The organism is Brevundimonas faecalis, assembly GCF_040549405.1.
In the GTDB taxonomy this organism is placed as follows: Bacteria; Pseudomonadota; Alphaproteobacteria; order Caulobacterales; family Caulobacteraceae; genus Brevundimonas; species Brevundimonas faecalis.
Genome location: NZ_JBEPTF010000004.1, coordinates 40,179 through 65,313 on the forward strand (window position 1 = coordinate 40,179; position 25,135 = coordinate 65,313).

The following is a 25,135-nucleotide window of genomic DNA, read 5'->3' on the forward strand; positions in this document are numbered from 1 at the left end:
CTCCGCGAGCGACCGACGGCCGAGGGCCGCCTTTGAAACCTGCTTGAACGCCACCCCGCGCCTTCTGGTCAAGAGCGCATGCGGCGTCCTGCCGCGTCAAAGCCTCGGCTTCGTCCAAACTTCGCCGTTATGCGAGCCGCTGATCACGGTTGCGTTACCAACGGGGAGAAACCGGATGCGCAAGGAACTGGTCTGGGCGGCCGCGGCGAGCGTCCTGCTCGCGGGGTGTCAACCGGCGGGACGACAGCAGGCCGACGAGTCGGCGGACGTGGCCTTGGTGGAGGCGGCGGCGCCTGCCGATACGGCGGCGTCCGCGCCGGCCACGGCGGCCGGCGGCGCCACGCCGATCGTCGCGCCCAGCATCGCCTACGCCTACCGCTTCGGGCTGGAGCTGCCGGCCGAGGCGGCGACGACGCTCATGGCGAAGCACGAACAGGCCTGCATCGCCGCCGGCGCCTCGGCCTGTCAGGTGATCGGCTCGAACTCCAGCCGCGTCGGTCGCGATTCCGTCCAGGCCAGCCTGGAGATGCGGGCCACGCCCGCCTATGTCGCCCGCTTCCGCGCGGCCCTGGACGGCGAGGCCAAGGGGGCGGGCGGCCGCGTAGCCGAACAGGCGGTCGAGAGCGAGGATCTGACCCGGCAACTGATCGACACCGAGGCGCGGATGCGGGCCACGGAAACCCTGCGCGACCGGCTGCAACAGCTTCTGGCCACCCGCAGCGGACCTCTGGAGCAACTGCTGCAGGTCGAGCGCGAACTGGCGCGGGTCCAGGGCGAGCTGGACGCGACACGCTCTGCTCTGGCGGTCATGCGGACGCGGGTGCAGACCTCCGAACTGGACGTGACCTATCGCGCGGCGGGACAACTGGCGCCCGACAGCGCCCTCAGGCCCGTGACCGACGCCCTGGGCCAGGTCGCTCATCTGTTCATGTCGACCCTGGCCGCGCTGATCATGGTGCTGGCCGCGGCCCTGCCGCTGCTGCTTGTGATCGCGCCCCTGGCCTGGCTGGGATGGCGCCGTCGCCAGCGGGCTCAGGCCCATCGCAAGGCCGAGCGCATGAAAAAGGCGGAGGACGCCCCCTCCGCCTGATCATGCCTTACTACTCCTCCCCCGCTCACGGGGGGAGAGGTGGTGCGTGCGACCTCTTTCTCCTCCCCATTCATGGGGAGGTGGATCGACGGCGCAGCCGACGAGACGGAGGGGGCGAGGCAGACGTCAATCCGTCAGGCGCAAGGCCGTCAGCCGTCGCGTCGCCCCCTCCACCGCTTCGTGGTCCCCCTCCCCACCATGTGGGGAGGAAAGACGAGGCGTCCTACAGTTGGCCGCGAACCAGCTTGCCGTAGTCGTCCATCAGGGTCAGCGACAGTTCGCCCGGCGTGAAGCGATAGTCGCCGATCTCGCTGACCGGGGTGACCTCGGCCGCCGAGCCGGTCAGGAAGCACTCCGAGAAGTTCGACAGCTCTTCCGGCAGGATGTCGCGGATCACGACCTCAATGCCCTTGGCCTGGGCCATCTCGATCACGGTCTGGCGGGTGATGCCGTCCAGGATGTGGTCGACGCGCGGCGTGTGCAGGGCGCCGTTCTGGACGAAGAAGACGTTGGCGCCGGTGGCCTCGGCGACATAGCCGCGCCAGTCCAGCATCATGGCGTCGGCGAAGCCGCGCTTCTCGGCCGCCGTCTTGGACATGGTGCAGATCATGTAGAGGCCGCCGGCCTTGGCCGTGGACGGAGCCGTGGCCGGGTCGGGGCGGCGCCACTTGGCCCACTCCAGACGGATGCCCTTCTTCTTGACCTCGGGGTCGAAATAGCTGGGCCATTCCCAGGCCGCGATGGCCAGGTGAACCTTGCTGTTCAGCGAGGAAACGCTCAGTTGCTCGGCGCCCAGATAGGCCACCGGACGGATGTAGCAGTCCGTCATGCCGTTCTTTTCACAGGTTTCCTTGCAGGCCGCGTCGATCTCGGCCACGCTGTACGGAATCTCGAAGTCCAGCAGTTCCGCCGAGCGCTTCAGGCGCTTGCTGTGAGCCGTGAGCTTGAAGATTTCGCCGCCGTACATACGCTCACCCTCGAACACCGACGAGCCGTAGTGAAGGCCATGGGTCAAAACGTGCGTTTTCGCTTCTCGCCAGGGAACGAATTCCCCGTCAAACCAGATCCAGCCGTCACGATCGTCGAAAGGAACGAAGGCCATTGAATAACGTCTCCTGCGGGTCTGTACCGGTTACACCCTTCTCTCCGGCCTTCGTCAACGCCTTGCTTAAGGCAGGATCGACTAAAGCATGACCGACACACGTTCCTTCGGCCGCTCAGGACCCGTCGCCGCGGCCGGCGCCGGCCGTCATCTGCTGGTCGTCGACGACGACGACAGAATCCGCGAACTGCTGAAAGAGTTCCTGACGCGCGAGGGCTATCGCGTCACCGGGGCGGCCCACGCCGGCGCCGCGCGCCGCATGGTGGAGCTGATCGAGTTCGACCTGATCGTCCTGGACGTCATGATGCCGGGCGAAAGCGGATTCGACCTGACCAGCTGGCTGCGCGGCCAGGCGGCCCTGTCCAAGACCCCGGTCCTGCTGCTGACGGCCAAGGGCGATCCGGGCGACAGGATCGAGGGCCTGTCGCGCGGCGCCGACGACTACATGTCCAAGCCCTTCGATCCCCGCGAACTGGCGCTGCGGATCGAGGCCATCCTGCGCCGCACGGGCGGCAAGCCCCTGACCCCGCGCGAGATTCGCATGGGCCAGGCGGTCTTCGACATGGAGCGGCTGGAACTGACCCGCGACGGCGCCCTCCAGCGCCTGACCGAGGCGGAGGCCCAGCTTCTGAAGACCCTGGCCATCCACGCCCATGCCCCAGTCGAACGCATGAACCTGTCGCCCGACACCGCCGACATCACCGGCCGCGCCGTGGACGTCCAGGTGACGCGCCTGCGCCGCAAGCTGGAAGCCGACCCCAAGAACCCGCGCTATCTGCAGACCGTGCGGGGCGTGGGCTACATGCTGGCGCCGGACTGATCCCGGCCATGCGGCTGCCGCCTCTCAACGTCTGGGCGCGCATGATCAAGCGTCGCGTGCCGTCCTCCCTGTGGGGCCGGTCGCTGCTGATCATCGTCCTGCCGGTCCTGATCATGCAGGGGGCCGTGACCTGGGCCTTCTTCGACGCCCATTGGCAGGTCGTGACGGCCCGCCTGTCCGACGGCCTGGCCGGCGACGTGGCCTGGGCCTCCGAAAGCTATCGCGACCAGCCGACGGCCCAGAACCTGGCCGTCATCGCCGACCGGGCCGAGCGGTCGATGCAGCTCTCCATCGCCTTCCAGGACGGCGCCGTCCTGCCCAGCGAACAGAGGCGCGGCGCCATCGGCGTGGTCGACCGCGTCCTGGAGAAGGCCCTGTCCTCGCGCCTGGACCAGCCCTTCTGGTTCGACACCACCCGCTACCCCGCCTATGTCGACATCCGGGTGCAGGAGCCCGGCGGCGTCCTGCGCGTCATCGCCCCGCGTGAGCGGGCCGTGGCGACCCAGGCCCATATCTTCGTCCTGTGGCTGATGATCGCCACCGTCCTGCTGCTGGGTGTGGCGGTCCTGTTCATCCGCAACCAGGTGCGCGCCATCGAGCGCCTGGCCGACGCCGCCGCGGCCTTCGGCCGGGGCGAAAGCGTGCCCCGCTTCAAGCCGCACGGCGCGCGCGAGGTGCGGGCCGCCGCCACCGCCTTCCTGGACATGCGCGGCCGCATCCAGCGCCATATCGACCAGCGCACGGCCCTTCTGGCCTCGGTCAGCCACGACCTGCGCACGCCCCTGACACGCCTGCGTCTGGAACTGGCCCTGGCCCCGCCCTTCAAGCGGGCCGAGGCCATGAAGGGCGACCTGGACGAGATGGAGCACATGATCGACGAATACCTGGCCTTCGCGCGCGGCGAGGCGGGCGAGGCGATCCAGTCCGTCGCCGTCCCCGAGATGCTGCGTCGGGCCGCCGACGACGCCCGCCGCGTCGGCGCCGAGGTGACGGTCGAGACCCCGGACGAGTTGAACATCGCCGTCCGTCCCCTCTCCTTCCGTCGGGCGATCGCCAACCTGGCGGGCAACGCCGCCGCTCACGGCGAACATGTGCGGCTCTCGGCCCGGCCCCTGCCCTCCGGCGGGGTGGAGATCGCCATCGAGGACGACGGCCCCGGCATTCCCGACGACATGCACGAGGAAGCCTTCCGCCCCTTCTCCCGTCTGGACGCCTCGCGCAATCAGAACAGCAAGGGAGTCGGCCTGGGCCTGGCCATCGCCCGCGACGTGGCGCGCGGCCACGGCGGCGACATCACCCTGGGCCGCAGCGACCTCGGCGGGCTCAAGGCCTCGATTCGCCTGCCGGGATAATTCGCCGCGCCCCTCTGGCGTGACTGTAAAATCATCTCCATCTTGTCGGGTGTTCCAGGGGGGCCTGGAATCAGGAGTCCGAATATGCGTCGTATCGCCTTCCTTGCGCCGCTCGCCGCCGCCCTCGCCGTTTCCGGCGCCGCCGCGGCCCAACCTTCCGCCGTCGTCGTCACCGTCAGCCCCGACTTCGCCAAGACCGCCGCAGAACTCGGCCAGCGCGATGTCGATCAACAGGTCGACGACATGCGCCGCACGGTCGAGCGCGTCCTCGTCCAGCGCAACGCCCTGGACGGCGCCCGCGTCGAACTGACGATCACCGATCTGAAGCCGAACCGCCCGACCATGCAGCAGATGGGCGACAAGCCCGGCCTGGACGGCATGCGCAGCCTGTCGATCGGCGGCGCCGCTGTCGAGGGAACCGTCACCCTGGCCTCGGGAGAGGTCCAGCCGGTGAAGTTCGACTACTACACCCCGACCCTGGCCGACGCGCGCGGCTCCACCACCTGGACCGACGCCCAGCGCGCCTACGACCGCCTGGCCCGCCGCCTGGCGGACGGCCGCTACACCATGCGTTGATAGGCTGACAGCCTGACTCCTCCCCCGCCTGCGGGGGAGGGGGACCATGCGAAGCATGGTGGAGGGGGCGAAGGTTCGGGCTGGGATTTCCAAGTCCAGACGCGACGGCGGTAGAAACAAGCTGAGCGTTGCAGCTGCTGCTCGCCCCCTCCACCACTTCGTGGTCCCCCTCCCCCGTGAACGGGGGAGGAGTAGGCGACAACCTCCCTCCCCTCTCCCGCCGGGAGGAAAAGGCGCCTTAACCGCTCAGTTCGGTGGACTTGGCCACGGCCGCCTGGACGGCGCTTTCGACCGCACGGTCGAGGGCGCCGTTTTCGTTCAGGGCGATCAGGCCGGCCTGGGTCACGCCGCCGGGCGAGGCCACGCGGTCGATCAGGGCGTCCAGCGCCTCCGTCCCCTCCACGCCCGCCGCAGCGGAGCGCAGGGTGGCGCGGGCCAGGCGGACGGCCGCCTCGGGCGACAGGCCTTCCTCGATCCCGGCCTGGGCCAGGGCGCGCGTGAAGGCGAAGAAATAGGCGGGGCCGCAGCCGGACACAGCCGTGGCGGCGTGCAGGGTCGGCTCGTCGTCCAGATGGACCGTTTCCGCGATGGGGGCGAACAGGGCCTCGCCCACGGCGCGGGCCGCCGCATCCGCCGCCCACAGGGTCGCCACCCCCTGGGCCTGGGCCACGCCGGTCGTCGGCATGACGCGGACGACGGAACGACCCTCGAAGCCCTGGGAAATCGTCTCGCCCCTCACCCCGGCCATGACCGAGACGATCACGGCGTCAGGCGCCAGGTGCGGCAGGACCGGCCGCGAGGCCTCCAGCCACTTGGCCGGCTTGACGCCGATGACGAAGGCGCGAGCCTCCCCCAGCGTCTCCAGCGGCGGATTGATCCGCGCGCCGCGCGCCCGCGCCGCCTCGGCGACGGGCTTTTCGGACGGGGTCAGGATGATCAGGTCGGCGGGATCGACGGCCCCGGTCTTCAGCCAGCCTTCAAGGATGGCCGAACCCAGCCGCCCCACGCCCTGCAGAACGACCGGGCGTCCCATGTCAGGCCGTGCCCACGGTCTCGAACAGGCAGGCGTCGATCGCCTCCTGCGCCTTCTTGGAGCCGCGCACCATGAAGTCGAAGGCCGGATAATAACGGTCGGCGGCCTCGATGGCCGCGTCGATCATGGAGGCCGCCTGGGCCAGGGTCGGCCGCTCGCTGTGCGGCAGGGCCAGGGAGTGGCGGAAGACGATCTCGCCCTCGTCCGGCCAGATCTCGAAATGCCCCAGCCAGGTGCGCTGGTTGATCAGGGAGACCAGTTCATAGGCGGCGGCGCGGCGCGACTTCATGACCCGCAGGTCCAGGGCGCAGCACAGCTGCAGGCAGTCGCCCTCCGGACGCCAGGCGAACCACAGCTCATAGTCCTTCCAGTCGCCCGCCAGGGCGAAGGCCAGGTCGCCGTCGTCCGTGCGGTCGAACGGGAGGTTCTCCGCATTGAGAACGTGCTCCACGACATCCAGCGGGTCGTAGGGAACGTCGACCTCTTCGGGCCGGGCTGCATCCATCAGGGGTTCACAATCTTAACTCGAGGGGCCGCGACTCACGACCTGCAAAGGAACGGTAAACGTGTTCGCAGATTCGGCTCAACCGGCTGCGTCCGCTGCGGGCTTCGCTGTTGTGGACGATCCCCCGGCGGCCTTTTTCGCAGGCGTTTTCTGAGACTTGAGTTCGGCGATCTCGGCGCGCAGGGCGGCGATCTCGGCCTTCAGCACGTCGAACTCGTCGCGACGGACCAGATCCATCTCCGCGACCAGGCGATCGGTCTGTGCGCGCCAGGCGGCCTTGGCCTCGTCGCCGGCGGCCTGGGCCAGGCCCATGGCGCCCGTGGTCAGCTTGGCGAACTCGTCGAGGATGGGGTTGCGCGTCTGCATGGCGGCCTCTTCGATAGTCACGGGCCCGGAGGGCTCGAACATGGTTAACGGTGCATTGATTTGGGTAAACCAAACCTTTCCGTCCATCCGGCCTATAAACTGCTTCGCGGGAAAAGCGCGCGACGAATGCGGTCTTGCTTGCTAGACGGTGGGCGACCCGAAACGGCGCTGACGGAGGCCCTGTGCCCTTTCCCGAATTCGATCCCGTCCTGATCCATCTGGGGCCCCTGCCCATCCGCTGGTACGCCCTGGCCTATGTGGCCGGGATCGTCCTGGGCTGGTGGTACGCCTCGCGCCTGGCCAAGACGGAGCGCCTGTGGGCGCCGGGCAACCCGCCCGTCACGGGACCGCAACTGGACGACCTGGTGCTGTGGATCACGCTCGGAGTCATCCTGGGCGGCCGCTTCGGCTACGCCCTCTTCTACAAGCCGGCCATGTTCGCCCAACTCTTCACCGGCGACGGCTGGGGCGAGCGGCTGGAGCTGCTTCAGCTGTGGACCGGCGGCATGAGCTTCCACGGCGGCTTCCTGGGCGTGGTCGTCGCCTGCCTGCTCTTCGCGCGGCGTCATACGGTCAATCCGCTCAGCCTGGGCGACCTGATCGCGCCGGTCGCGCCGCTGGGCCTCTTCTTCGGCCGCATCGCCAACTTCATCAACGGCGAGCTGTGGGGTCGCGAGACGACGGTTCCCTGGGCCATCCGCTTCTGCAACGCCCGCATCGAACAGATGTACGGCTTCTGCCCCGCCGGCAATGAACCCCGCCACCCCAGCCAGCTCTACGAGGCGGGCCTCGAGGGCCTGCTGCTCTTCGCCGTCCTGTCGCTGGCCATCTGGAAGTGGCGGATGTTCAAGCGGCCGGGCTTCGTCATGGGCCTGTTCCTGTTCGGCTACGGCGTCTGTCGCGCCGCGCTGGAGAACGTGCGCCAGCCTGACGCCGGGCTGGAGAACCTGCCCCTGGGCCTGACCATGGGCATGATCCTGTCCGTTCCCATGATGATCGCCGGGGCCTGGCTGATCTGGCGCGCCCTCAGGAAGCCGGTCGTCGCGGAGGCCTGAGGCGTCATGACGGAGACCCTCAAGGACCGCCTGGTCCGCGAGATCGTGCTGACCGGGCCGATGACGGTGGCGGACTATGTCACGCGCTGCCTGCATGATCCGCGGGACGGCTATTATGCGACCCGCCCGGCCCTGGGCGAGCGCGGCGACTTCATCACCGCCCCCCTGGTCAGCCAGATGTTCGGCGAACTGATCGGCCTCTGGGCGATCGAGGTCTGGAGCCGGCTGGGCGAACCCGAGCGCATCCGCCTGGTCGAGGTCGGCCCAGGGGACGGGACGCTGATCTCCGACGCCCTGCGCGCCGCCCGCCTGGTTCCCGGCTTCCTTCAGGCCGTGGACCTGATCCTGATCGAGCCCAGCGCGCCCCTGCGCGCCGAGCAGTCGCGCCGCCTGGCCGACACCGACGTCCACCCCCGCTGGCTCAGCGCCCTGCATCAGATCGAGACCGACGCCCCCGTCATCCTGATCGGCAACGAGGTGCTGGACTGCATGCCCGCGCGTCAGTTCATGAAGACCGAGGGCGGCTGGGCCGAACGCCGCATCGGCGTGACCGACGACGACGAACTGACCTTCGGTCTGGTCGCCATATCGGGCGGGTTCGAGCGCCCCGGATATGGGGTCGAGCCGGGTCAGGTCGTCGAGATTTCAGAGCAGCAGGCCGCCTTCGCCCGCGACCTGGCGACCCTGGTGCGAGCCGCGTCCGGCGCGGCCCTGCTGATCGACTACGGCCGCGCCAGGCCGGGCGCCGGCGACACCCTGCAGGGGCTGCGGCGCCACACCAAGGTCGATCCCCTGACGACGCCGGGCGAAGCCGACCTGACGCAATGGGCCGACTTCCCCCTGGTGCTGGAGGCGGCGGTCCGCAGCGGCGCCGACGTGACCGGCTGCGTCGGCCAGGGCGCCTTCCTGAAAGCCCTGGGGATCGAAGCCCGCGCCCAGCGGTTGATGCAGGGACGCCCCGAGGCCGCCCCGGTCATCCAGCGCCAGCTGGACCGCCTGACCGCGCCGGACCAGATGGGCGAACTGTTCAAGGCGGCGGCGATCTTCTCGCCCCGTTCGCTGGCCCTGCCGGGATTTGAAGGATGAGCCTGAACCCTGTCGCACACCCCCTGCTGGACAAGGCGGGGATCCGCCACGGCTTCTTCACCCGCGAAGGCGGGGTGTCGGAAGGGCTCTACGCCGGGCTGAACACGGGCGTCGGCTCCCAGGACGACCCCGCCCTGGTGGCCGAGAATCGCCGCCGCGTCGCCGAATGGATGGGCGGCGGGGCCGACGACCTGTGCGGCTGCTATCAGATCCACTCCGCCGTCGCCCGCGTGGCCGAGGGCGGATGGGCGGGCGAGCGTCCTGACGGCGACGCCGTGGTCGCGGGCGTGAAGGGGCCGGTCCTGACCGTCCTGACCGCCGACTGCGCGCCCGTTCTGCTGGCCGACGCCGAGGCCGGCGTGATCGGCGCGGCCCACGCGGGCTGGAAGGGCGCCCTGGGCGGCGTCGTCCATTCAACCGTCACGGCCATGCAGGCCCTGGGCGCCGATCCGCGCCGCATGGTCGCCGTCGTCGGCCCCTGCATCGCCCAGGCCAGCTATGAGGTCGGCGCCGACTACCAGGACCGCTTTGGCCATCACGACCCCGGCAGCGAACGCTTCTTCATTCCGGGCGCCGCCCCGGACAAGCGCCTGTTCGACCTGCCCGGCTTCGTCCTGTGGCGACTGGAACAGGCCGGCGTCGCCGACGCCGCCTGGACCGGCCACGACACCCGCGCCGACCCGGCCCGCTTCTACTCGAACCGCCGCGCCTATCTGGCGGGAGAACCGGACTTCGGGCGTTTGATCTCGGCGATATGCCTCACCTGATCCTTCTCCCCTTGTGGGAGAAGGTGGGCGCCGGAGGCGCTCGGATGAGGGGTGTGAGCACTGTGCGCGGGATTACCGAGCATTGAAACGGAACCCAGACGATTAAGGGCGCCGTCGCCACCCCTCATCCGTCATGCTCCGCATGACGCCTTCTCCCACAAGGGGAGAAGGAAAGCGCGTTCACCCCGCCAGGGCGAAGTCGGGGACGCGGGTCGTTTCGCGCCAGGCGTCGGGCTGGGCCAGCAGGGCGCGGACCAGCTTGTTGTTCAGGGCGTGACCGGCCTTGTAGCCTTCGTAGCGGCCCAGCAGGGGCGCGCCCAGGACATAGAGGTCGCCGATGGCGTCCAGGGCCTTGTGGCGCACGAACTCGCGTTCCATGCGCAGGCCGCCGGGGTTCAGGATCTGGTCGCCGTCGATGACCACGGCGTTCTCCAGGCTGCCGCCGCGGGCCAGGCCCGCCTGGCGCAGGGCCTCGACCTCATGGGCGAAGCCGAAGGTGCGGGCGGCCATGATGTCGGCGCGGAAGGTCGCCTCGTCCACGACGAAGTCCACCACCTGGTTGCCGATGACCGGCGTCGGGAAGTCGATCTCGAACCGCATCTCATAGCGGTCGCAGGGCAGCAGGGCGGCGGTCTTGTCACCCTCCTCCACCCGGATCGGCTTCAGGATCTCGATGTAGCGGACGGGGGCTTCCTGACGGCGGAAGCCGGCGCGGTCCAGCAGTTGCACGAACGGCAGGGCCGAGCCGTCCAGGATCGGCAGTTCCGGCCCGTCCACCTCGACCACGGCGTTGGACACGCCCAGGGCCGCCATGGCCGCCATCAGATGCTCGATCGTCGACAGGCGCACGTCGTCGGCGTTGGCGATCATGGTGTTCAGGCGGGCGTCCACGACCGCCTCGCCCGTGACGGGGATGCGGTTGTCGCGGTCGGTCACGTCCGTGCGCACGAAGACGACGCCCGCGCCCGGCGCGGCCGGACGCACCACCAGGCGCACGCGGCGACCGGTGTGGACGCCCACGCCGGCGCAGATGGCCGGGGCGACGATGGTCTGTTCGTGATGGTCGTTGCGGACCGGCAAGCTGAAACTCTCTCGTTGCGCGATTCCGCGTCAGTCGCGCGGAGTTCGCCTCGCCTGTCCTTTAACCACGTGGGCTCAAGCTCGAAATGAAAGTCGGGTTTCGGATTGTTTCGGTCTGGAAACAGGACCCGCCCTCGACAGGCTTCTTTCAAGGCCGCCTGAAATGCAGAAACGCCCCGGAGCCGGGCTCCGGGGCGTTTCCATCAGGGTTTCTTCCGATCAGTTCGCGAGGCGGCGAAGAAAGGAGGGGATTTCGAGATCGTCGTCCTCCGCCTGGCCCGCCTGATAGTCCTGGGTCGGCTGGGTCGACTGGGTCTGGCGAAGCTGCTGGGTCGTGCGGTTCGACGACGGCGGCGGGGCGTAGGACGGCTGCTGCTGTTGCGGCTGCTGGCGCTTGCGGCCGAACAGGCTCCAGCCGCTGCGACGGTGATCGCGCTCGTCGTAGTATTCCTCTTCGGCGACAGGCTCCTCGCGACGCGGCGCGGGACGGGCCGGCTGCTCCGGGGTGCGGTCGAAGTAGAGGTCGCCCTGCTCCACCTGCGAAGCGGCGGCGGGTTGGGCGCGGCCGGCGCCGGACTCATATTCCTCGACCCAGGGATCGACGATCGGCTCCAGGTTGCGGGGCGCGTCGTGAATGACGGGTTCCGGACGGGGCTCGGGCGCCATGCGGGCGGCCGGGGCCTCATAGGTCGGAGCCGGAGCGGGCTCGGCGGCGCGGGCGGGCTCGCGGACCGGCTCGATGCGGACTTCCGGCTGGCGCGGCGCGGCGGCGGTCGGAGCGGCGCGGCGGTCGCCGAAGGCCGAACCCTGGGGCTCGATCTTCTGGATGACGGCTTCGTCCATGCCGGTGGCCACGACCGAGACGCGGATCTTGCCGTCCAGGGCCGGGTCGAAGGCGGCGCCGAAGATGATGTTGGCGTCGCCGTCCACCTCGGCGGCGATGGCGTTGGCGGCCTCGTCCACTTCCAGCAGGGTCATGTCCAGACCGCCGGTGATGTTGACCAGGACGGCCTTGGCGCCCTTCAGGCTGGTTTCGTCCAGCAGGGGGTTGGCGATGGCGTTCTGGGCCGCCAGCAGGGCGCGGTCGTCGCCCGTGGCCTCGCCCGTGCCCATCATGGCCTTGCCCATTTCCGACATCACGGCGCGGACGTCGGCGAAGTCGAGGTTGATCAGGCCCGGCAGGATCATCAGGTCGGTGATCGAACGCACGCCCGAGTGCAGGACCTGGTCGGCCATGCCGAAGGCGTCGGCGAAGGTCGTGCGTTCGTTGGCGACGCGGAACAGGTTCTGGTTCGGAATGACGATCAGGGTGTCGACATAGCGCTGCAGCTCGGCGACGCCGGAGTCGGCCAGACGCATGCGGTGACGGCCTTCGAAGGTGAAGGGCTTGGTCACGACGCCGACGGTCAGGATGCCGCGGTCGCGGGCGCACTTGGCGATGACGGGGGCCGCGCCGGTGCCGGTGCCGCCGCCCATGCCGCAGGTGATGAAGACCATGTGCGCGCCGTCCAGGTGCGCGTGGATCTCGTCGGCGCTCTCCTCGGCGGCGTTCATGCCGACTTCGGGGTGGGCGCCGGCGCCGAGGCCCTGGGTGATGGTCTCGCCCAGTTGAATGCGGCGATCCGTCTTGGCGAAGCTCAGGTGCTGGGCGTCGGTGTTGGCGACGACGAACTCGACCCCTTCAAGGCCGGCGTCGATCATGTTGTTGACGGCGTTTCCGCCCGCGCCGCCGACGCCGAAGACGACGATCCGGGGCTTCAGTTCCGTGTGTTGCGGCTTCACCAGCGAGAGAGACATAATTCTAATCCGACCTTCCGACCCTGCCCCGTTGTCCCCAAAGCGAAATCCCCGCCGAATCGCATTGGTTATGAGCGCGTTAAGGAAAACCCCTTTTACGTTAACGGAGTGTTACCCCGGTTAGCGTGAGTCGGAATGTTTGGAAGCCGCTTCCTGCAGCTTAACCGCAGATTTATCAGGACTTCGCCGCTTTTCCGCCTTCATTTCCATTGCGGAGCCCCCCGGGGTTTGATTGATTAGCGCCAACTGAAGGGCCGATCATGTTGGGAGAGTCGGCTCAGGGGAGCTACCAATCACAATGCGTCTCGTTTCCACCGCCGCCCTGGTCGCGGCTCTCGCCTGCATGGGCGTGTCATCCGCCATCGCGCGGGACGCCGCCGGCGCTCCGGCCCCGGCGATCGCGGCCAATGTCGCCGCGCCGAGCATTCAAGACTTCGCCGCCCTTCCCCGGATGTCCAGCTTCACCGTCTCTCCGGACGGCAAGCATATCGCCGCCCTGCAGGCCCGCGGCGAAGATCAGGTGATCCTGGTCTGGGACGCTGAACATCTGGATCGCGAACCAACGGTGATCGGCGCTTCGCAGATGAAGATCCGAGGCGTGAGCTTCGTGAAGAACGACGTCCTGGGCGTGACCATGTGGCAGCCCTATGACGTCGCAGCAGGCGCCGTCATCAAGACCTTCCTCAGCAAGTTCCTGCTGACCGATCTGGAAGGCCGCACCTGGCGCGACCCGATCGACTCCTTCCGCCCGCGCTCGAACGACGAGGCCGAGTTCCTCAAGACCCAGAGCCCCTCGGTTCTGGATTCCCTGCCGAACGATCCCAACAACATCCTGATCGAGATCAACGGCGACGTCCTGCGCCTCAACGTGCGGACCAACCGCGCTGAACGCGTCCAGCGCTCCAGCGAACGCGTCATCGGCTATTCCACGGACCTCACCGGCGAACTGCGCATGCGCAACGTCGCTGATCGGGACGGTGAGGGCCTCTACATCGCCACCCAGTTCCGCAACGCCGCCGGCGGCTGGGACGAGCATTTCCGCAGCCATGTCAAGAACCGCGAAGTTTTCTCCGTCGCCGGTTTCAGCACCGACCCGAACATCGCCTACGTCATCTCGAACCGTAACCGGGATAAGGCCGCGATCTTCGAATACGACGTGGCGCGTCGCCAACTGGGCGAAGTGGTCTTCGAACACCCGCTGTTCGAAGCCTCCGGCATGAGCATCAATCGCGTTCAGGGCCCCAACTTCGGCGAAGTGCGCTCCTTCGTCTACAATGGTCCTCGTGAGACCGAGTACCCGATCGCTCCCGGCTACGAAGCCCTCGTGACCGGTCTGGAGCAGGCTCTGCATGTCGAGAAGCACCCGCTTCAGGTCACGGACCCGGCCACGGGCGCGACGCGCACCGTCTCCTACGCCACCGACCGCTACATGGAGGTCATGGCCGCGTCGCAGGATTGGGGCACCGTCGTGGTCTGGGCCGGCGCGTCGAACGATCCCGGCGCCTACTCCATCTTCCGCAACGGCCAGCTGACCCCGCTGGGGCAGCCCTATCCCCAGATCAACCCGGCCTCGATCGGCTCGACGGAGCTGGTCTACTACAAGGCCAGGGACGGTCTCGACATCCCCGCCTTCCTCAGCAAGCCCCCCGCCGCGACCTTCGGCCCCGGCCCCTATCCCACGGTCATCATGCCCCACGGGGGTCCCTGGGCGCGCGACGAGCTCACCTGGGACTATTCCTCCTGGCGCGCCATGATGACCTCGCGCGGCTACGCCGTGCTGCAGCCGCAGTATCGCGGCTCGGACGGCTGGGGCAAACGCCTGTGGATGGCCGGCGATAACGAGTGGGGCCAGAAGATGCAGGACGACAAGGACGACGGCGCCTTGTGGCTGGTCCAGCAGGGCGTGGCCCAGCGCGACCGCATCGCCATGTTCGGCTTCTCCTACGGCGGCTATGCGGCCATGGTGGCCGGCATTCGTCCGGAAGGCATCTACAAGTGCGCCATCGCCGGTGCCGGGGTGTCCGACCTGACGAAGATCCGGTCCAGCATGTTCCAGAACCCGTATACGCGGGAAGCCCAGCGCGACACCGTCAACGGTCTGAACCCCATCACACGGGCCAATCAGATCCAGATTCCGATGATGGTCTTCACCGGCGAGCGCGACCGCACGGTCACCCAGGACCACTCGGATCTCTATGTCGCCCGTGCGCGCACCAGTGGTCAGGACGTGCAGTACCACCTGATCAAGGACTACGCCCACGGCCCGGCCTGGACCCGCGAGATCATGGCGGAACAGCTCGGCTACATCGACAGCTACCTGCGTACCGGTTGCGGCGGTTCCGGCCTCTAAGGCCCGCCCTTCCCCTGATCGGCAAGCCGCCTCAGCCTTCGGGCTGGGGCGGTTTTTTCATGGGCCCTGCCTCGTTCCCGTGTCCGACCGCCGCGCTAGGCTGCGGAACCTGCCCCAATAATGCGGTCGGCACATCGGAGCGACCAGCCCCGCGTCGCTTCAGACGCCCCTCCCACGGCCTCAGCCTCAGCATGACGTCCCTGGATCAAGATGCGCTCCACCCGTTCTTTTTTGGGGGGGCTTGGAGGCGGCGGGCCTCGCGGATCCGACGCCGACGAGACGCGACCGCTTCAGCCTTTCAAGCCCGTCGCCGTCGCTGAACGGCGCATAGAAAAAGGCGGCGGGTGGAAACCCGCCGCCTCAGTCTTTTTCAGTCGTCTAAGTGCTTAGAAGGTCTTGGTGACGTTCACGAACACTTGGCGGCCGACATAGTCGTAACCCGAGTACAGCGGAGCGTTGCCGATCCGGTTGTACAGGCCATTCGAGATTTCCGGCGGATCTTCGTTGAAGATGTTCCGCATGCCGGCCGTAACGGTCCACTCGTCAGCGCGGTACTGAGCCGAGATCGAGTGCAGCCAGTAGTCCGGCACATCGAAGTTGTAGCCGTCGGCAGACAGGTCCTGGTTGAACTCACGCAGGTAGTAGTCGTTGTCGTTCATGCCTTGCAGCCACTCGACGCCGTAGCGCACGCGCCACTTGTCCCACGAGTAGCTGAGGTCGGCATAGGCCGAGAACTCCGGCACGCCGATCCGGCCCTTTTGGTCGCGGATGGTGTCGGTGGGCAGGGTCTGGCTGTAGGTCTCGGTGATCTGGGTCACGCCCAGGTTCAACAGAGCCGAGCCAGGGCCGATGTCCCGACGATAGCGCAGCGTGTAGTCCAGACCCTTGATCGAGTCCGTGGCGATGTTGATGTAGCTGCTTTCAACCGTCAGGGCGTTGTTGTTCGAAGCGCGCGAGATGAAGGCGCAGTTCTTTGCCTTGGCGTTGAACTCCGACGGGTCGGAGTTGAAGCAGTCCGTCAGGATCGCGCCGGCGCCCAGACGAGTGACGCTGTCTTCGATCTTGATCTCGTAATAGTCGGTCGCGAACGACAGCTCGCCCCAGCCCGAGGGCAGTTGCGGCTGCAGGATGACGCCGATCGTCATGTTGTCGGACGTTTCCGGCTTCAGGTTGTTCTCCGCACCGCCGAGGGTGAAGACGCGAACGCTCTGGTTGGCGACGTAGTTCGAGCCGATGCCCAGACCTTGCGAGGCGCAGTTGGCGCGACGGTTGGCGTTGGCCGTGGCCGTCAGTTCCGAGCAGGGGTCCAGCGAAGCGGCCTGGAAGCCCGAGGTGGCGCCCAGGAACTGTTCGAACAGCGCCGGAGCGCGGAACGAGGTGCCGTAGGTGCCGCGTAGGGTCAGCCAGTTCGTCGGCGAGTAGACCAGACCAGCCTTATAGGTGGTGTCCGAACCTGCGTTCTCATACTCGGTGTAGCGCGCCGAGGCGTTCAGGGTCAGCGAGTCGACCAGGGTGACGTTGGCCAGCAGCGGCACTTCAAGCTCACCGAACACTTCCCAGACCGATTCCGAACCGCGGGTCGGCGTGGCCGTCGAGAAGTTGAAGATGTTGCCCGTCTGCATGTCGATGGCAGGCGTGTCATCGATCTCCGCTTCGCGCCATTCGGCGCCCACGAAGGCGGACACTTCGCCGGCCGGCAGCTTGAAGAGCGGACCGTCGAAGCCGACGCTGACGACCTTCTCGATGTACTCGGTCGTACCGGTGATCGGACGGAAGATATAGTTCTTCCAGTCTTCCGGCAGCTTGCCGCCGATCGTCTGGCTGGTCAGGAAGGGCGCCGGGATACAACCCAGGGTCGGGTTGGTCAGGTTGACGCGGCAGGTCACGGTGCCCTGCGTGCCGTTGCTCAGCGTGCCGGTGCGGGTCAGGCGGGGGTCCATGCCCGTCGGAGCCACGACCACATCCAGCGAGTTCTGCATCAGGTTGGTGATGAACTGCTCGAAGCGGTATTCGGCGCGCGAACGCGTGTAGCTCGCATAGGCGTCATAACGCCAGCCGGGGATGATGAAGTCGCCGCGGATGCCGGCCAGCGACTTGGCGAAGTCCACCGTCTGTTCGGTGGTGTCGTTGCCGAAGCCGATGAAGGCGCGCACGCCGATGTTGGCGTTGGCGAACGGCGAACCGCTGGCCGCCGTCGGGCTCAGGCCGCCGTTGGCGCCGACCGTGGAGAAGCCCAGGTGTTGCGGGATGAGCAGGTTGCCCTTGTAGTAGTCCAGCGACAGCTGACGGTAGCCGGTCTGCGAGGATTCGCGACGGTTGATCAGCAGTTCGCCGTAGAGTTCGGCGTTGCCCAGGGCCTGCAGATCGTAGGCGCCTTCGATGTAGAAGGTCGAGACGTCAACCGGCGAGATCAGGGATTCCTCGAGCATGCGCGGCTCGAAGGTGTCGCGGATGTTCAGGTTGGTGGCGACCAGGAACTCACCCGTGTCGTCGATTTCGAAGCCGCCGACGGCTTCAAAGCCGACCAGACCCGTGGTGACGGCCGAGTTCGGACGCCAGCGGTTGGCGTAGTAGAAGTCATCCGGAGCGCCGGCGCCGCGCGCATAGGACGGATCCCCGTAGATCATGCGCTGGGTGTTGCCGGTGGCGATCGTATTGATCGTCACGCCGTTCGAGCCGGTGTCCGTGATCGGATAGCACTTCGAGCGGCCCGTCAGCGGGTCGATGAAGTCCTGGCCGTTCGTGAAGCCGTCGATGTTGCAGTGCGTGAAGTTACGGTCCTTCAGACGCAGTTCCGAACGGCTGTAACGCTCGACCGAACCCGACAGGTGCCAGCGGTCGCCCGAGGTGCCGGCGACGATCGAGAGACGGCTCGAGGTGCCTGCGCCGTTGGCGTCGGTCGGGGCGTTGTACTGGCCCTCGATGCTGACGCCGTCGATGTTGTTGCGGGTGATGATGTTCACCACGCCGGCCACGGCGTCCGAACCATAGACCGACGAAGCGCCGTCCTTCAGGACTTCGACGCGCTCGACCATCGACGAGGGCAGAACGTTCAGGTCGGCCGAGCCGACCGAACCGCGCGAACCGGCCGGAGCCACGCGACGGCCGTTCAGCAGCACCAGGGTGCGCTCGGCGCCCAGGCCGCGCAGCGACAGGGTGTTGGCGCCCGGGCCGCCGTTGGTCACGAAGCCGCCGTAGGCGTTGTTGATCTGCGAAGCGCCGCCGGTGACGGCCGTGCCTTGCAGGACCTCAGTCGTCGACGCGAAGCCCGCCAGGGTCGCTTCGTCGCGGGTCACCACCTGAACGGGCGACGGCGAGTTGTAGTTGTCACGGCGCAGGCGCGAACCGACGACCACGACTTCTTCGACCTGCGTGGCCTGGTCGGAGGTCTTGGGCTGTTGATTGTTCGTGTTGTTCGCCTGGGCATAGGCGGCCGGCGCGATCGCCATCATGCCGACGGTCAAACCCGCGACAATGGTCGACCCCAGCAGGCGTTCCTTGGTGATTGTGTTCACTAGCGTGACTTCCCCAACAATTAATCCAAAGCCCCGCAACAATTTGCAGAGCGCTGTGTCGCGACTTTATGGCCGCGCCGCGCGTTGGAGCAAGTTGAACAGCACAATGCAAACACATTTGACGCCAGAGCGTCACAATCAGGTCACACCCGAGGCTTTTGGGGGGCAGGAAAATTCCCGTTCGCCCACATCCTTGAAATGATGATATTTTTTCCTTTAAAAACAACTCATTACGAAAATTCTTGAATGACAAAAGGTTAATAACTCGCCGAATCCGAGCGGCCGAAATGGTTTACGCCGCCCTCCCCCGGCGAGATCGGCGGCGACAAAACGACGCTCGTCCTCAGGATTGAGGCGAGACCTGGAACGCTGTGGAGCCTCTTACAGGTTGTCGCGCAACCAGCCGGCCGCGCGGGCGACCATGCCGCCGCGGTGGACCTTGGGGGCGTCAGCGGCGGTGATCTGGCGCGACATCAGCTTGCGGGCCGAGACCGCCTCGCGCGGGCCGTAGGCGGCGCGCAGCAGCACGCCCGAGGCCGAGCAGAAGGCCGGGCCGGAGGCGGCGTCGGCCAGGTGGGGCGCCCTTTGCGGGCGGCCCAGGCGGACCGGGCGGTCGAAGACGCGCACGGCCAGTTCCCGCACCCCGTTCAGCTGGCTGGCGCCGCCGGTCAGGACCAGGCCCGCGCCGGGCTCCAGCCCCACGCCGGCGTGCTTCAGCCGGTCGCGCAGCAGCTCCAGCGTCTCCTCGACGCGGGGCGCGATGACGGTCTTCAGCATGGCGCGCGGGACGATGACGGGGCCGGCGGACGCGTCCTCGCCGCGCGGCGGCGCCTCCAGCATCTCGCGGTCCTCGTTGGCCGAAGCCATGGCCGAGCCGTGCAGGGTCTTCAGCCGCTCGGCCCCGACCTTGGAGGTCGACAGGCCGCGCGCGATGTCGGCGGTGACGTGATCCCCGCCGACGTTCAGGGATTCGATGTGCAGCAGGCTTCGCCCGCCCCAGACGGCGGCCGAGGTCGAGCCTCCGCCCATGTCGATACAGACGGCGCCCAGCTCCATCTCATCCTCTTCCAGCGCGGCGAGGGAGGAGACGACGGGCGCGGCGGCCACGCCCTGGAGGTCCAGGTGCGCCAGCTCCAGACAGTGGCTCAGGGCGCCGAAGGAACCCTCGGACATGGAGACGACCAGCAGGTCGAGCCCCAGGGAGCCGCCGCGCATCGAGCGCGGATCATGAACCCCGCGCGCCCCGTCCACCGACCAGGCGATGGGCAGGACGTGGATCGGGCGACGATTGGGCAGGCGGATCTGGGCCAGGGCCATGCCGATGGCCCGCGCCAGGTCGCCGTCGGTGATCGGGTGGGCGCCCAGCGACACTCGGGCCTGGACCCTGTGGCTGGCCATCTGGCCGATGGCCGTGGTCACGACCACGCCGGAGACGGGCGTCCCCGCCGCGCGCTCGGCGCGCTCGACCGCATGACCGATGGCCTGGGCGGCCTCGTCCATGTTGACGATGGCCCCGCCGCGCACGCCGCGCGACTGGACATGGCTGGCGCCCGCGACGCGGATGGTGCGGTCGGCGTGGCGCACGCCCTCGGGCTTCATGATGAAGCAGGCGACCTTGGACTGGCCGAGGTCGAGCGCGGCCACGGCGGGCGCGCGCGGCGCGCCCCTGCCCTGTTCCGTGGTCGTGTCTCGGCGGCGTCCGGTCATGGCGTGACTATCCCGATGAAGTTCAGACGGCGCCTTCGGAGGGCCGGACGGCGACCTCCTCGGGCGTACGCAGGTCGACCCGGGCGAAGCCCAGGTCCAGAAGACGTTCGCGCTGGTCCAGCGCGTCCAGGCGGATCAGGGCGGAATCCTGGTCGACGGCGGGCAGCTGGATCAGGCTGCCGTCCTTGAGCCGCAGGTCCCAGCGGCGCTCGTCCACCCGGACCAGGGCGTCGATGCGCGCCATCAGGCGCGGACGCTGGGCCAGCAGGGGCAGGATTTCGGCGGCGGTCAGGTCCGCCCCCTTGCCCACGACCAGAGGCAGCTTGGGATAGCGGCCGGGATCGGCGCCCTGGATGACCTCGCCCCGGCTGTCGATGACATAGGCCTGGCCGCCGGTCTGCCAGACGGCCAGCCGGTCGTGCTCCTTGACGTCCACGATCAGGGTGTCGGGCAGCAGGCGCACCACCCGCGCCTCCTTGACCCAGCCCACGGCCTGGACCCGGTCGCGCACGGCCTTCAGGTCCAGGCTGACGATCGGCTGGTCGGCGGTCACGCCGACGGCGCGCTGGATCTCGGCCTGGGCCTCGGGCGAGGCGCCGGTGACGTGCAGCTTGCGGACCTTCAGCCCCATGCCCGTCGTCAGGGCGTCGAAACGGTCGGAGACGGAGTTGGAGATGCGCTCGGCCCGCGCCCCGGTGGCCAGGACCGCGCCCAGCACCACGACGCCCGCCACGATGGAGATGACGACGGCGCGCGGCGACAGGTCCATACGGCCGATGGCCGCGACCTTGCCCGGCCCGGCCTTGCCTGCCGCGCCCTGGACGTTGCGACCGCCACGACCGGCGCCTTTCGCCGCTCCCTGGCGCCGACCGCCGCGCACTACCGCGGGCATGAGGCGTCCTCCACCATCCACCGAACCAATTCGCGATAATCCATTCCGACGAAGGCCGCCTGCTCGGGAACGAGCGAGGTAGGCGTCATGCCGGGCTGGGTGTTGACCTCCAACAAGACGAGGACGTCGTTAACAAGGTCATAACGAAAGTCGGATCGGGACACGCCGCGGCAGCCCATGGCCGCGTGGGCCAGCTCCGCCTGACGTAAAGCCTTGTCAAATACATGGGCCGGCAGCTCGGCCGGCAGGACGTGGCGCGAGCCGCCCGGCGCGTACTTGGCTTCATAGTCATAGAAGCCCTTGGTCGGGGTGATGTCGGTGATGGTCAGGGCGCGCGGCCCCGCCGCCTCGCCCAGGACCGTGACGGCCAGCTCCTTGCCCGCGATGAAGGGCTCGACCATGACCAGGTCGCCGTAGGTCCAGCTGTCCTCACCGACCTCGGCCACCGGCCGGTTCGCGCCCTCAAGCACCACATAGACGCCGACGGAGGAGCCCTCCGCGTTCGGCTTGACCACATAGGGGGGATCGATGACGTGGCGCGAGGCGACCTCATGCCGGTCGTACAGGCCGCCGCCCGGCACGGTGACGCCCGCCGCGCGCAGCACGGACTTGGACTTGTCCTTGTCCATGGCCAGGGCCGAGGCCAAGACGCCGGAGTGGGTGTAGGGGATCTTCAGCGTCTCCAGGACGCCCTGGACGCAGCCGTCCTCGCCCCAGGCGCCGTGCAGGGCGTTGAAGACCACGTCGGGCTTCAACGCCGTCAGGACCTGGGCCAGGTCGCGGCCGGCGTCGACCCGGGTCACCTTGCCGACCTGGCCTTCCAGGGCGTCCGCGCACCCGCGCCCGGAGGACAGCGAAACCTCGCGTTCCGACGACAGGCCGCCCATCAGGACGGCGACGTGGAGGGTGTTCAGGGGCGCGCGCATGGGACGATCCGACTACTAGCCCGCCCCTATGCCCCAGATACGGTTAACCAGCTGGAAACGATACCCGCGCCCCGAAGGAAATTCGCAAGACTCTGCGGGGCGATTCCTGCGGCCGGCGGGGCGACGCGCGTCTACGTCCGATCCTGACGCAGGATCGCCCCAACCTGTCCCTTCAAACCGGAGGGACCGCCATGACCGACCGCGACGCCGACTTCAATCTGGACGCCGAAATCGACGGCGAGCCGCCCTGCCTCGACCGCATGGCGCGCGGCGCCCTGATCCGCCTGAATCACGCCGTCCTGTCGGGCCGCGCCTCCGAGGCCTCGTCCTGGCTGCGCATCTGGCGGACGCTGAAGGCCGAGGCGGCCGCCGCCGCCGAACAGCCGCCGGCCGATGCCTCGCTGGAGACCAAGGCCGCCGATCCCGTCGCCGAACCCCTGACGTCGCTGGCGGACTGCACGCGCGAGCTGCTGAGCCTGCGCACGGACATCACGCGGGCCGATCCCAGGGATCGCCGGGCCGTGCGAGGGCTGCAGGCCCGCATAGACAGGGTCGCCGCCCGCGCCGCCGCCTTCGGGATCGAGGACCTGCCGCCCCGCTCCGCTTCCTCTTCTCCGCCCCTGGCCGTGCTCGTGCCCGCCGCCGGGACCGACCGTCCGGACGTCGGCCTGGGCGCCTGACCCCGCCCTTCGGCGCAAGATCAGGCGGGAGATAGAACGGCTGCGCCTCGAAATGGCGCGCTTGCCCCTCTATATGGCGGGCATGACCGTCCTCGACCCCGCCTGCCCCATTCCCGATATCGCCCCTATGTCGTCTCCGGCCGACATGGAAGCCGCGATCGAGAGCGCGCGACAGGCCGTCGGCCTGCCGGTCGGCGCCCGCGTGGTCGCCGCCATGTCGGGCGGGGTGGATTCCACCGTCGTCGCCGCCCTGCTGCACAAGGCGGGCTATGACGTCGTGGGCGTGACGCTGCAGCTCTACGACCACGGCGCGGCGCTGAAGAAGAAGGGCGCCTGCTGCGCGGGTCAGGACATCCACGACGCCCGCCTGGCGGCCGAGACCATCGGCATTCCCCACTACGTCCTGGACTACGAAAGCCGGTTCAAGGACGCGGTGATCGACCAGTTCGCCGACTCCTATCTGAAGGGCCAGACGCCGGTTCCCTGCATCCGCTGCAACCAGACGGTGAAGTTCCGCGACCTGCTGGATGTCGCCCGCGACCTGGGCGCCGAGGCCATGGCCACCGGCCACTACGTCCGCCGCTCGCCCGTCGGCAACCGCTCGCAGATGCGCAAGGCGATCGACCATTCACGCGACCAGTCCTACTTCCTGTTCGCCACGACGCAGGAGCAGCTAGACTATCTGCGCTTCCCCCTGGCCGACCTGGAGAAGCCCCAGGTGCGGGGCGTCGCCGCCTCCCTGGGCCTGCGCATCGCGGCCAAGCCGGACAGCCAGGACATCTGTTTCGTGCCGACCGGCGACTATCGCACCCTGATCGACCGCCTGCGGCCCCAGGGGCGCGAGGCCGGCGACATCGTCCACATGGACGGCCGGGTGCTGGGCCGCCACTCGGGCATCACCGACTACACCATCGGCCAGCGCCGGGGCCTGAACGTCGCCGTGGGCGAGCCCCTGTTCGTGACCCGGCTGGACCCGGACCAGCGCCAGGTCGTGGTCGGCCCGCGCGAGGCCCTGCTGACCGCCTCGCTGACGCTGGAGGAAACCAACTGGCTGGGCGATCAGGCCACGATCGAGGAGGCCGCCCGCGACGGCGTCCCGGTCCTGGCCCGCGTCCGCTCGACCCGCCAGCCCTCGCCGGCCCGCTTGGTTTTCGCAAATGAGGCCGTTCAGGTGATCTTCGATCAGGGCGAGGAAGGCGTCGCGCCCGGCCAGGCCTGCGTCCTCTACGACCCAGCCGACGACGAGCGCGTTCTGGGCGGCGGCTTCATCCGCTCGACCGCCGCCGTCGCCGTCTAGGCCCGCTCAGGCCGCCGCATAGACCCGCAGCTGGTTGCCGTCCGGGTCGCCCGCCACGAAGCCGTGGCCGCAGTCCATGTCCATGGGCGGCAGCAGGATGCGCGCGCCCCGGTCCCACCAGTCGATGTGCAGTTCGTCCACGGCGGCGGGCGCCGGCATGCGCAGGTCCACCTGGGTCGCGCCCCGGCCGCGCCACAGGCTCAGCGTCCGGCCCGGCGCCAGCAGGAAGACGGCGTGATCCGGCCCCGCCCGCACCGGCCGACGGCCCAGCAGCCCGGCGTAGAAGCGGGCGCTGGCGTCGGGATCGGCCACGCTCAGCGGAATGTCGGCCTCGGAGACGTTCGCCCGGGAAATGTCGTCGATATCGATCATGAGGCCCTCCATCCGTCTGAACAGAAGGGGAACCTAGACCGGACTGCTGCCAGTTTCCGTCAGCATCATCTCGGCGGGCCGCGCTCGTCGCACATTTCCCGCCAGGTCTTCAGCAGGGCCGCCTTGCGGGTCGGATAGCGAACCTCCAGCACCTCGGCCTCCAGGATGCGGTCAGTGCGGAAGCTGCGGAAATCCTGTCTCAGCTCGCACCAGCCCAGCAGCAGCCGCACCCGGTCGAAGAAGGCCAGGGCGAAGGGCCAGACCACCCGGTCGGAGGCCGCCCCCGCCTCGTCGCGATAGTTGAGCCTCAGCTTGCGCTCGACGCGGATCGCCTTGCGCAGCAGGGCCGGGTCGACGGCGTCGGCCGGGATGGGCGCTCCCGGCCCGATCAGCAGGGCCGAGGCCTCCATCTCCTCGCGCAGGTCGGGCGGCAGGACGGCCGCGATCCGCGCCTGGGCGTTCAGGGCCGCGTCGCGAAGCCGGGCGTCAGCCCGTTCCGCCACCCAGCGCGATCCCAGGGCCAGGGCCTCGATCTCCTCCGGCGTGAACATCAGGGGCGGCAGCATGAAGCCCGGCTTCATCACATAGCCCACGCCCGGCTCGCCCTCGATCACCGCCCCCTGGGCCTGCAGGCTGGCGATGTCGCGGTACAGGGTGCGCAGGGAGATCCCCATCTCCTCGGCCAGGGCGCGGCCGCTCACCGGCCGGCGATGCCGTCGCAGGACGTTCAACAGGTCAAGAAGTCGTTCGGATCGCGCCACCCCGCC

Annotated in this window: 22 protein-coding genes; 10 read left to right on the forward strand and 12 right to left on the reverse strand. The window is 68.6% G+C overall.

The window, feature by feature from the left end; all coding sequences use genetic code 11:
* The first annotated feature begins 175 nt into the window (after nt 1-175).
* Nucleotides 176-1,090, forward strand: a complete 915-nt coding sequence (locus ABIE19_RS13530; RefSeq protein WP_354089739.1) for a DUF4349 domain-containing protein — start codon at nt 176-178, stop codon at nt 1,088-1,090.
* Nucleotides 1,091-1,313: 223 nt separating this feature from the next.
* Here the strand turns inward: ABIE19_RS13530 and ABIE19_RS13535 are convergent, their stop codons facing one another.
* Nucleotides 1,314-2,192, reverse strand: a complete 879-nt coding sequence (locus tag ABIE19_RS13535) for a branched-chain amino acid aminotransferase (RefSeq protein ID WP_354089740.1) — start codon at nt 2,190-2,192, stop codon at nt 1,314-1,316.
* 88 nt (nt 2,193-2,280) lie between these two features.
* On the opposite strand from ABIE19_RS13535, the gene ABIE19_RS13540 reads away from it, so the two are divergent.
* The 3 genes from ABIE19_RS13540 to ABIE19_RS13550 all read left to right on the forward strand — a co-directional run bounded on the left by ABIE19_RS13540 (nt 2,281) and on the right by ABIE19_RS13550 (nt 4,940).
* Complete coding sequence (locus ABIE19_RS13540; RefSeq protein ID WP_354089741.1) at nt 2,281-3,012, forward strand: response regulator; 732 nt, start codon at nt 2,281-2,283, stop codon at nt 3,010-3,012.
* Nucleotides 3,013-3,020: 8 nt separating this feature from the next.
* Nucleotides 3,021-4,364, forward strand: coding sequence for an ATP-binding protein (locus ABIE19_RS13545; RefSeq protein WP_354089742.1), 1,344 nt, complete (start codon nt 3,021-3,023; stop codon nt 4,362-4,364).
* 84 nt (nt 4,365-4,448) lie between these two features.
* A complete protein-coding gene (locus ABIE19_RS13550) occupies nt 4,449-4,940 on the forward strand; it encodes a hypothetical protein (RefSeq protein WP_354089743.1) in 492 nt (163 codons plus the stop codon).
* Nucleotides 4,941-5,178: 238 nt separating this feature from the next.
* Here the strand turns inward: ABIE19_RS13550 and ABIE19_RS13555 are convergent, their stop codons facing one another.
* From ABIE19_RS13555 to ABIE19_RS13565, 3 genes are all read right to left on the reverse strand, one after another.
* Nucleotides 5,179-5,973 (reverse strand): pyrroline-5-carboxylate reductase family protein, encoded by a 795-nt coding sequence (locus ABIE19_RS13555; protein WP_354089744.1) that lies wholly within the window; start codon nt 5,971-5,973, stop codon nt 5,179-5,181.
* A 1-nt stretch (nt 5,974) separates the two neighbouring features.
* Complete coding sequence (locus ABIE19_RS13560; RefSeq protein WP_354089745.1) at nt 5,975-6,478, reverse strand: type III secretion system chaperone family protein; 504 nt, start codon at nt 6,476-6,478, stop codon at nt 5,975-5,977.
* Nucleotides 6,479-6,556: 78 nt separating this feature from the next.
* A complete protein-coding gene (locus ABIE19_RS13565) occupies nt 6,557-6,844 on the reverse strand; it encodes an accessory factor UbiK family protein (RefSeq protein WP_354089746.1) in 288 nt (95 codons plus the stop codon).
* Nucleotides 6,845-7,026: 182 nt separating this feature from the next.
* On the opposite strand from ABIE19_RS13565, the gene lgt reads away from it, so the two are divergent.
* The 3 genes from lgt to pgeF are packed head-to-tail and all read left to right on the forward strand — an operon-like array spanning nt 7,027 to nt 9,752.
* A complete protein-coding gene (gene lgt, locus ABIE19_RS13570; protein WP_354089747.1) occupies nt 7,027-7,899 on the forward strand; it encodes a prolipoprotein diacylglyceryl transferase in 873 nt (290 codons plus the stop codon).
* 6 nt (nt 7,900-7,905) lie between these two features.
* Nucleotides 7,906-8,985 (forward strand): class I SAM-dependent methyltransferase, encoded by a 1,080-nt coding sequence (locus ABIE19_RS13575; RefSeq protein WP_354089748.1) that lies wholly within the window; start codon nt 7,906-7,908, stop codon nt 8,983-8,985.
* On the forward strand, nt 8,982-9,752 hold the full coding sequence (gene pgeF / locus ABIE19_RS13580) for a peptidoglycan editing factor PgeF (RefSeq protein WP_354089749.1): 771 nt from the start codon (nt 8,982-8,984) through the stop codon (nt 9,750-9,752). The genes ABIE19_RS13575 and pgeF overlap by 4 nt, the downstream gene beginning before the upstream one ends.
* A 180-nt stretch (nt 9,753-9,932) precedes the next feature.
* Here pgeF and lpxC read toward each other — a convergent pair whose 3' ends face one another.
* Both lpxC and ftsZ read right to left on the reverse strand, forming a co-directional pair.
* Nucleotides 9,933-10,832 carry a UDP-3-O-acyl-N-acetylglucosamine deacetylase gene (gene lpxC, locus ABIE19_RS13585; protein ID WP_354089750.1) on the reverse strand — a complete coding sequence of 300 codons (900 nt, stop codon included), beginning with the start codon at nt 10,830-10,832 and terminating at the stop codon, nt 9,933-9,935.
* Nucleotides 10,833-11,051: 219 nt separating this feature from the next.
* Nucleotides 11,052-12,629 carry a cell division protein FtsZ gene (ftsZ, locus tag ABIE19_RS13590; RefSeq protein WP_354089751.1) on the reverse strand — a complete coding sequence of 526 codons (1,578 nt, stop codon included), beginning with the start codon at nt 12,627-12,629 and terminating at the stop codon, nt 11,052-11,054.
* 298 nt (nt 12,630-12,927) lie between these two features.
* On the opposite strand from ftsZ, the gene ABIE19_RS13595 reads away from it, so the two are divergent.
* The gene (locus ABIE19_RS13595) at nt 12,928-14,979 is read left to right on the forward strand and encodes an alpha/beta hydrolase family protein (RefSeq protein WP_354089752.1); all 2,052 of its coding nucleotides are present in this window, start codon (nt 12,928-12,930) and stop codon (nt 14,977-14,979) included.
* A gap of 386 nt (nt 14,980-15,365) precedes the next feature.
* Here ABIE19_RS13595 and ABIE19_RS13600 read toward each other — a convergent pair whose 3' ends face one another.
* The 4 genes from ABIE19_RS13600 to ABIE19_RS13615 all read right to left on the reverse strand — a co-directional run bounded on the left by ABIE19_RS13600 (nt 15,366) and on the right by ABIE19_RS13615 (nt 22,019).
* Complete coding sequence (locus tag ABIE19_RS13600; protein ID WP_354089753.1) at nt 15,366-18,494, reverse strand: TonB-dependent receptor domain-containing protein; 3,129 nt, start codon at nt 18,492-18,494, stop codon at nt 15,366-15,368.
* A gap of 381 nt (nt 18,495-18,875) precedes the next feature.
* The gene (ftsA, locus tag ABIE19_RS13605; protein WP_354089754.1) at nt 18,876-20,201 is read right to left on the reverse strand and encodes a cell division protein FtsA; all 1,326 of its coding nucleotides are present in this window, start codon (nt 20,199-20,201) and stop codon (nt 18,876-18,878) included.
* A gap of 22 nt (nt 20,202-20,223) precedes the next feature.
* Nucleotides 20,224-21,093 carry a cell division protein FtsQ/DivIB gene (locus tag ABIE19_RS13610; RefSeq protein ID WP_354089755.1) on the reverse strand — a complete coding sequence of 290 codons (870 nt, stop codon included), beginning with the start codon at nt 21,091-21,093 and terminating at the stop codon, nt 20,224-20,226.
* Complete coding sequence (locus tag ABIE19_RS13615; protein WP_354089756.1) at nt 21,081-22,019, reverse strand: D-alanine--D-alanine ligase; 939 nt, start codon at nt 22,017-22,019, stop codon at nt 21,081-21,083. Before ABIE19_RS13615 ends, ABIE19_RS13610 begins: the two co-directional genes overlap by 13 nt.
* Before the next feature lie 191 nt (nt 22,020-22,210).
* Here ABIE19_RS13615 and ABIE19_RS13620 point away from each other — a divergent pair, with 191 nt between their 5' ends.
* Both ABIE19_RS13620 and mnmA read left to right on the forward strand, forming a co-directional pair.
* Entirely contained in the window at nt 22,211-22,699 is a 489-nt protein-coding gene (locus tag ABIE19_RS13620; protein ID WP_354089757.1) for a hypothetical protein, read from the forward strand.
* A gap of 127 nt (nt 22,700-22,826) precedes the next feature.
* A complete protein-coding gene (mnmA, locus tag ABIE19_RS13625; protein WP_376854905.1) occupies nt 22,827-23,996 on the forward strand; it encodes a tRNA 2-thiouridine(34) synthase MnmA in 1,170 nt (389 codons plus the stop codon).
* Between the two features lie 6 nt (nt 23,997-24,002).
* On the opposite strand, the gene ABIE19_RS13630 is transcribed toward mnmA, so the two are convergent.
* Nucleotides 24,003-24,368: a VOC family protein gene (locus ABIE19_RS13630; RefSeq protein WP_354089758.1), complete on the reverse strand. Its 366-nt coding sequence runs from the start codon at nt 24,366-24,368 to the stop codon at nt 24,003-24,005.
* A 65-nt stretch (nt 24,369-24,433) separates the two neighbouring features.
* Nucleotides 24,434-25,129 (reverse strand): helix-turn-helix transcriptional regulator, encoded by a 696-nt coding sequence (locus tag ABIE19_RS13635; RefSeq protein WP_354089759.1) that lies wholly within the window; start codon nt 25,127-25,129, stop codon nt 24,434-24,436.
* Nucleotides 25,130-25,135 lie beyond the last annotated feature (6 nt).

Coding starts and splice junctions, on each gene's coding strand:
- ABIE19_RS13530 (WP_354089739.1), top strand. CDS start 176: ATGCGCAAGGAACTGGTCTGGGCGGCCGCGGCGAGCGTCCTGCTCGCG.
- ABIE19_RS13535 (WP_354089740.1), bottom strand. CDS start 2,192: ATGGCCTTCGTTCCTTTCGACGATCGTGACGGCTGGATCTGGTTTGAC.
- ABIE19_RS13540 (WP_354089741.1), top strand. CDS start 2,281: ATGACCGACACACGTTCCTTCGGCCGCTCAGGACCCGTCGCCGCGGCC.
- ABIE19_RS13545 (WP_354089742.1), top strand. CDS start 3,021: ATGCGGCTGCCGCCTCTCAACGTCTGGGCGCGCATGATCAAGCGTCGC.
- ABIE19_RS13550 (WP_354089743.1), top strand. CDS start 4,449: ATGCGTCGTATCGCCTTCCTTGCGCCGCTCGCCGCCGCCCTCGCCGTT.
- ABIE19_RS13555 (WP_354089744.1), bottom strand. CDS start 5,973: ATGGGACGCCCGGTCGTTCTGCAGGGCGTGGGGCGGCTGGGTTCGGCC.
- ABIE19_RS13560 (WP_354089745.1), bottom strand. CDS start 6,478: ATGGATGCAGCCCGGCCCGAAGAGGTCGACGTTCCCTACGACCCGCTG.
- ABIE19_RS13565 (WP_354089746.1), bottom strand. CDS start 6,844: ATGCAGACGCGCAACCCCATCCTCGACGAGTTCGCCAAGCTGACCACG.
- ABIE19_RS13575 (WP_354089748.1), top strand. CDS start 7,906: ATGACGGAGACCCTCAAGGACCGCCTGGTCCGCGAGATCGTGCTGACC.
- pgeF (WP_354089749.1), top strand. CDS start 8,982: ATGAGCCTGAACCCTGTCGCACACCCCCTGCTGGACAAGGCGGGGATC.
- ftsZ (WP_354089751.1), bottom strand. CDS start 12,629: ATGTCTCTCTCGCTGGTGAAGCCGCAACACACGGAACTGAAGCCCCGG.
- ABIE19_RS13595 (WP_354089752.1), top strand. CDS start 12,928: ATGCGTCTCGTTTCCACCGCCGCCCTGGTCGCGGCTCTCGCCTGCATG.
- ftsA (WP_354089754.1), bottom strand. CDS start 20,201: ATGACCGGACGCCGCCGAGACACGACCACGGAACAGGGCAGGGGCGCG.
- ABIE19_RS13610 (WP_354089755.1), bottom strand. CDS start 21,093: ATGCCCGCGGTAGTGCGCGGCGGTCGGCGCCAGGGAGCGGCGAAAGGC.
- ABIE19_RS13615 (WP_354089756.1), bottom strand. CDS start 22,019: ATGCGCGCGCCCCTGAACACCCTCCACGTCGCCGTCCTGATGGGCGGC.
- ABIE19_RS13620 (WP_354089757.1), top strand. CDS start 22,211: ATGACCGACCGCGACGCCGACTTCAATCTGGACGCCGAAATCGACGGC.
- mnmA (WP_376854905.1), top strand. CDS start 22,827: ATGTCGTCTCCGGCCGACATGGAAGCCGCGATCGAGAGCGCGCGACAG.
- ABIE19_RS13630 (WP_354089758.1), bottom strand. CDS start 24,368: ATGATCGATATCGACGACATTTCCCGGGCGAACGTCTCCGAGGCCGAC.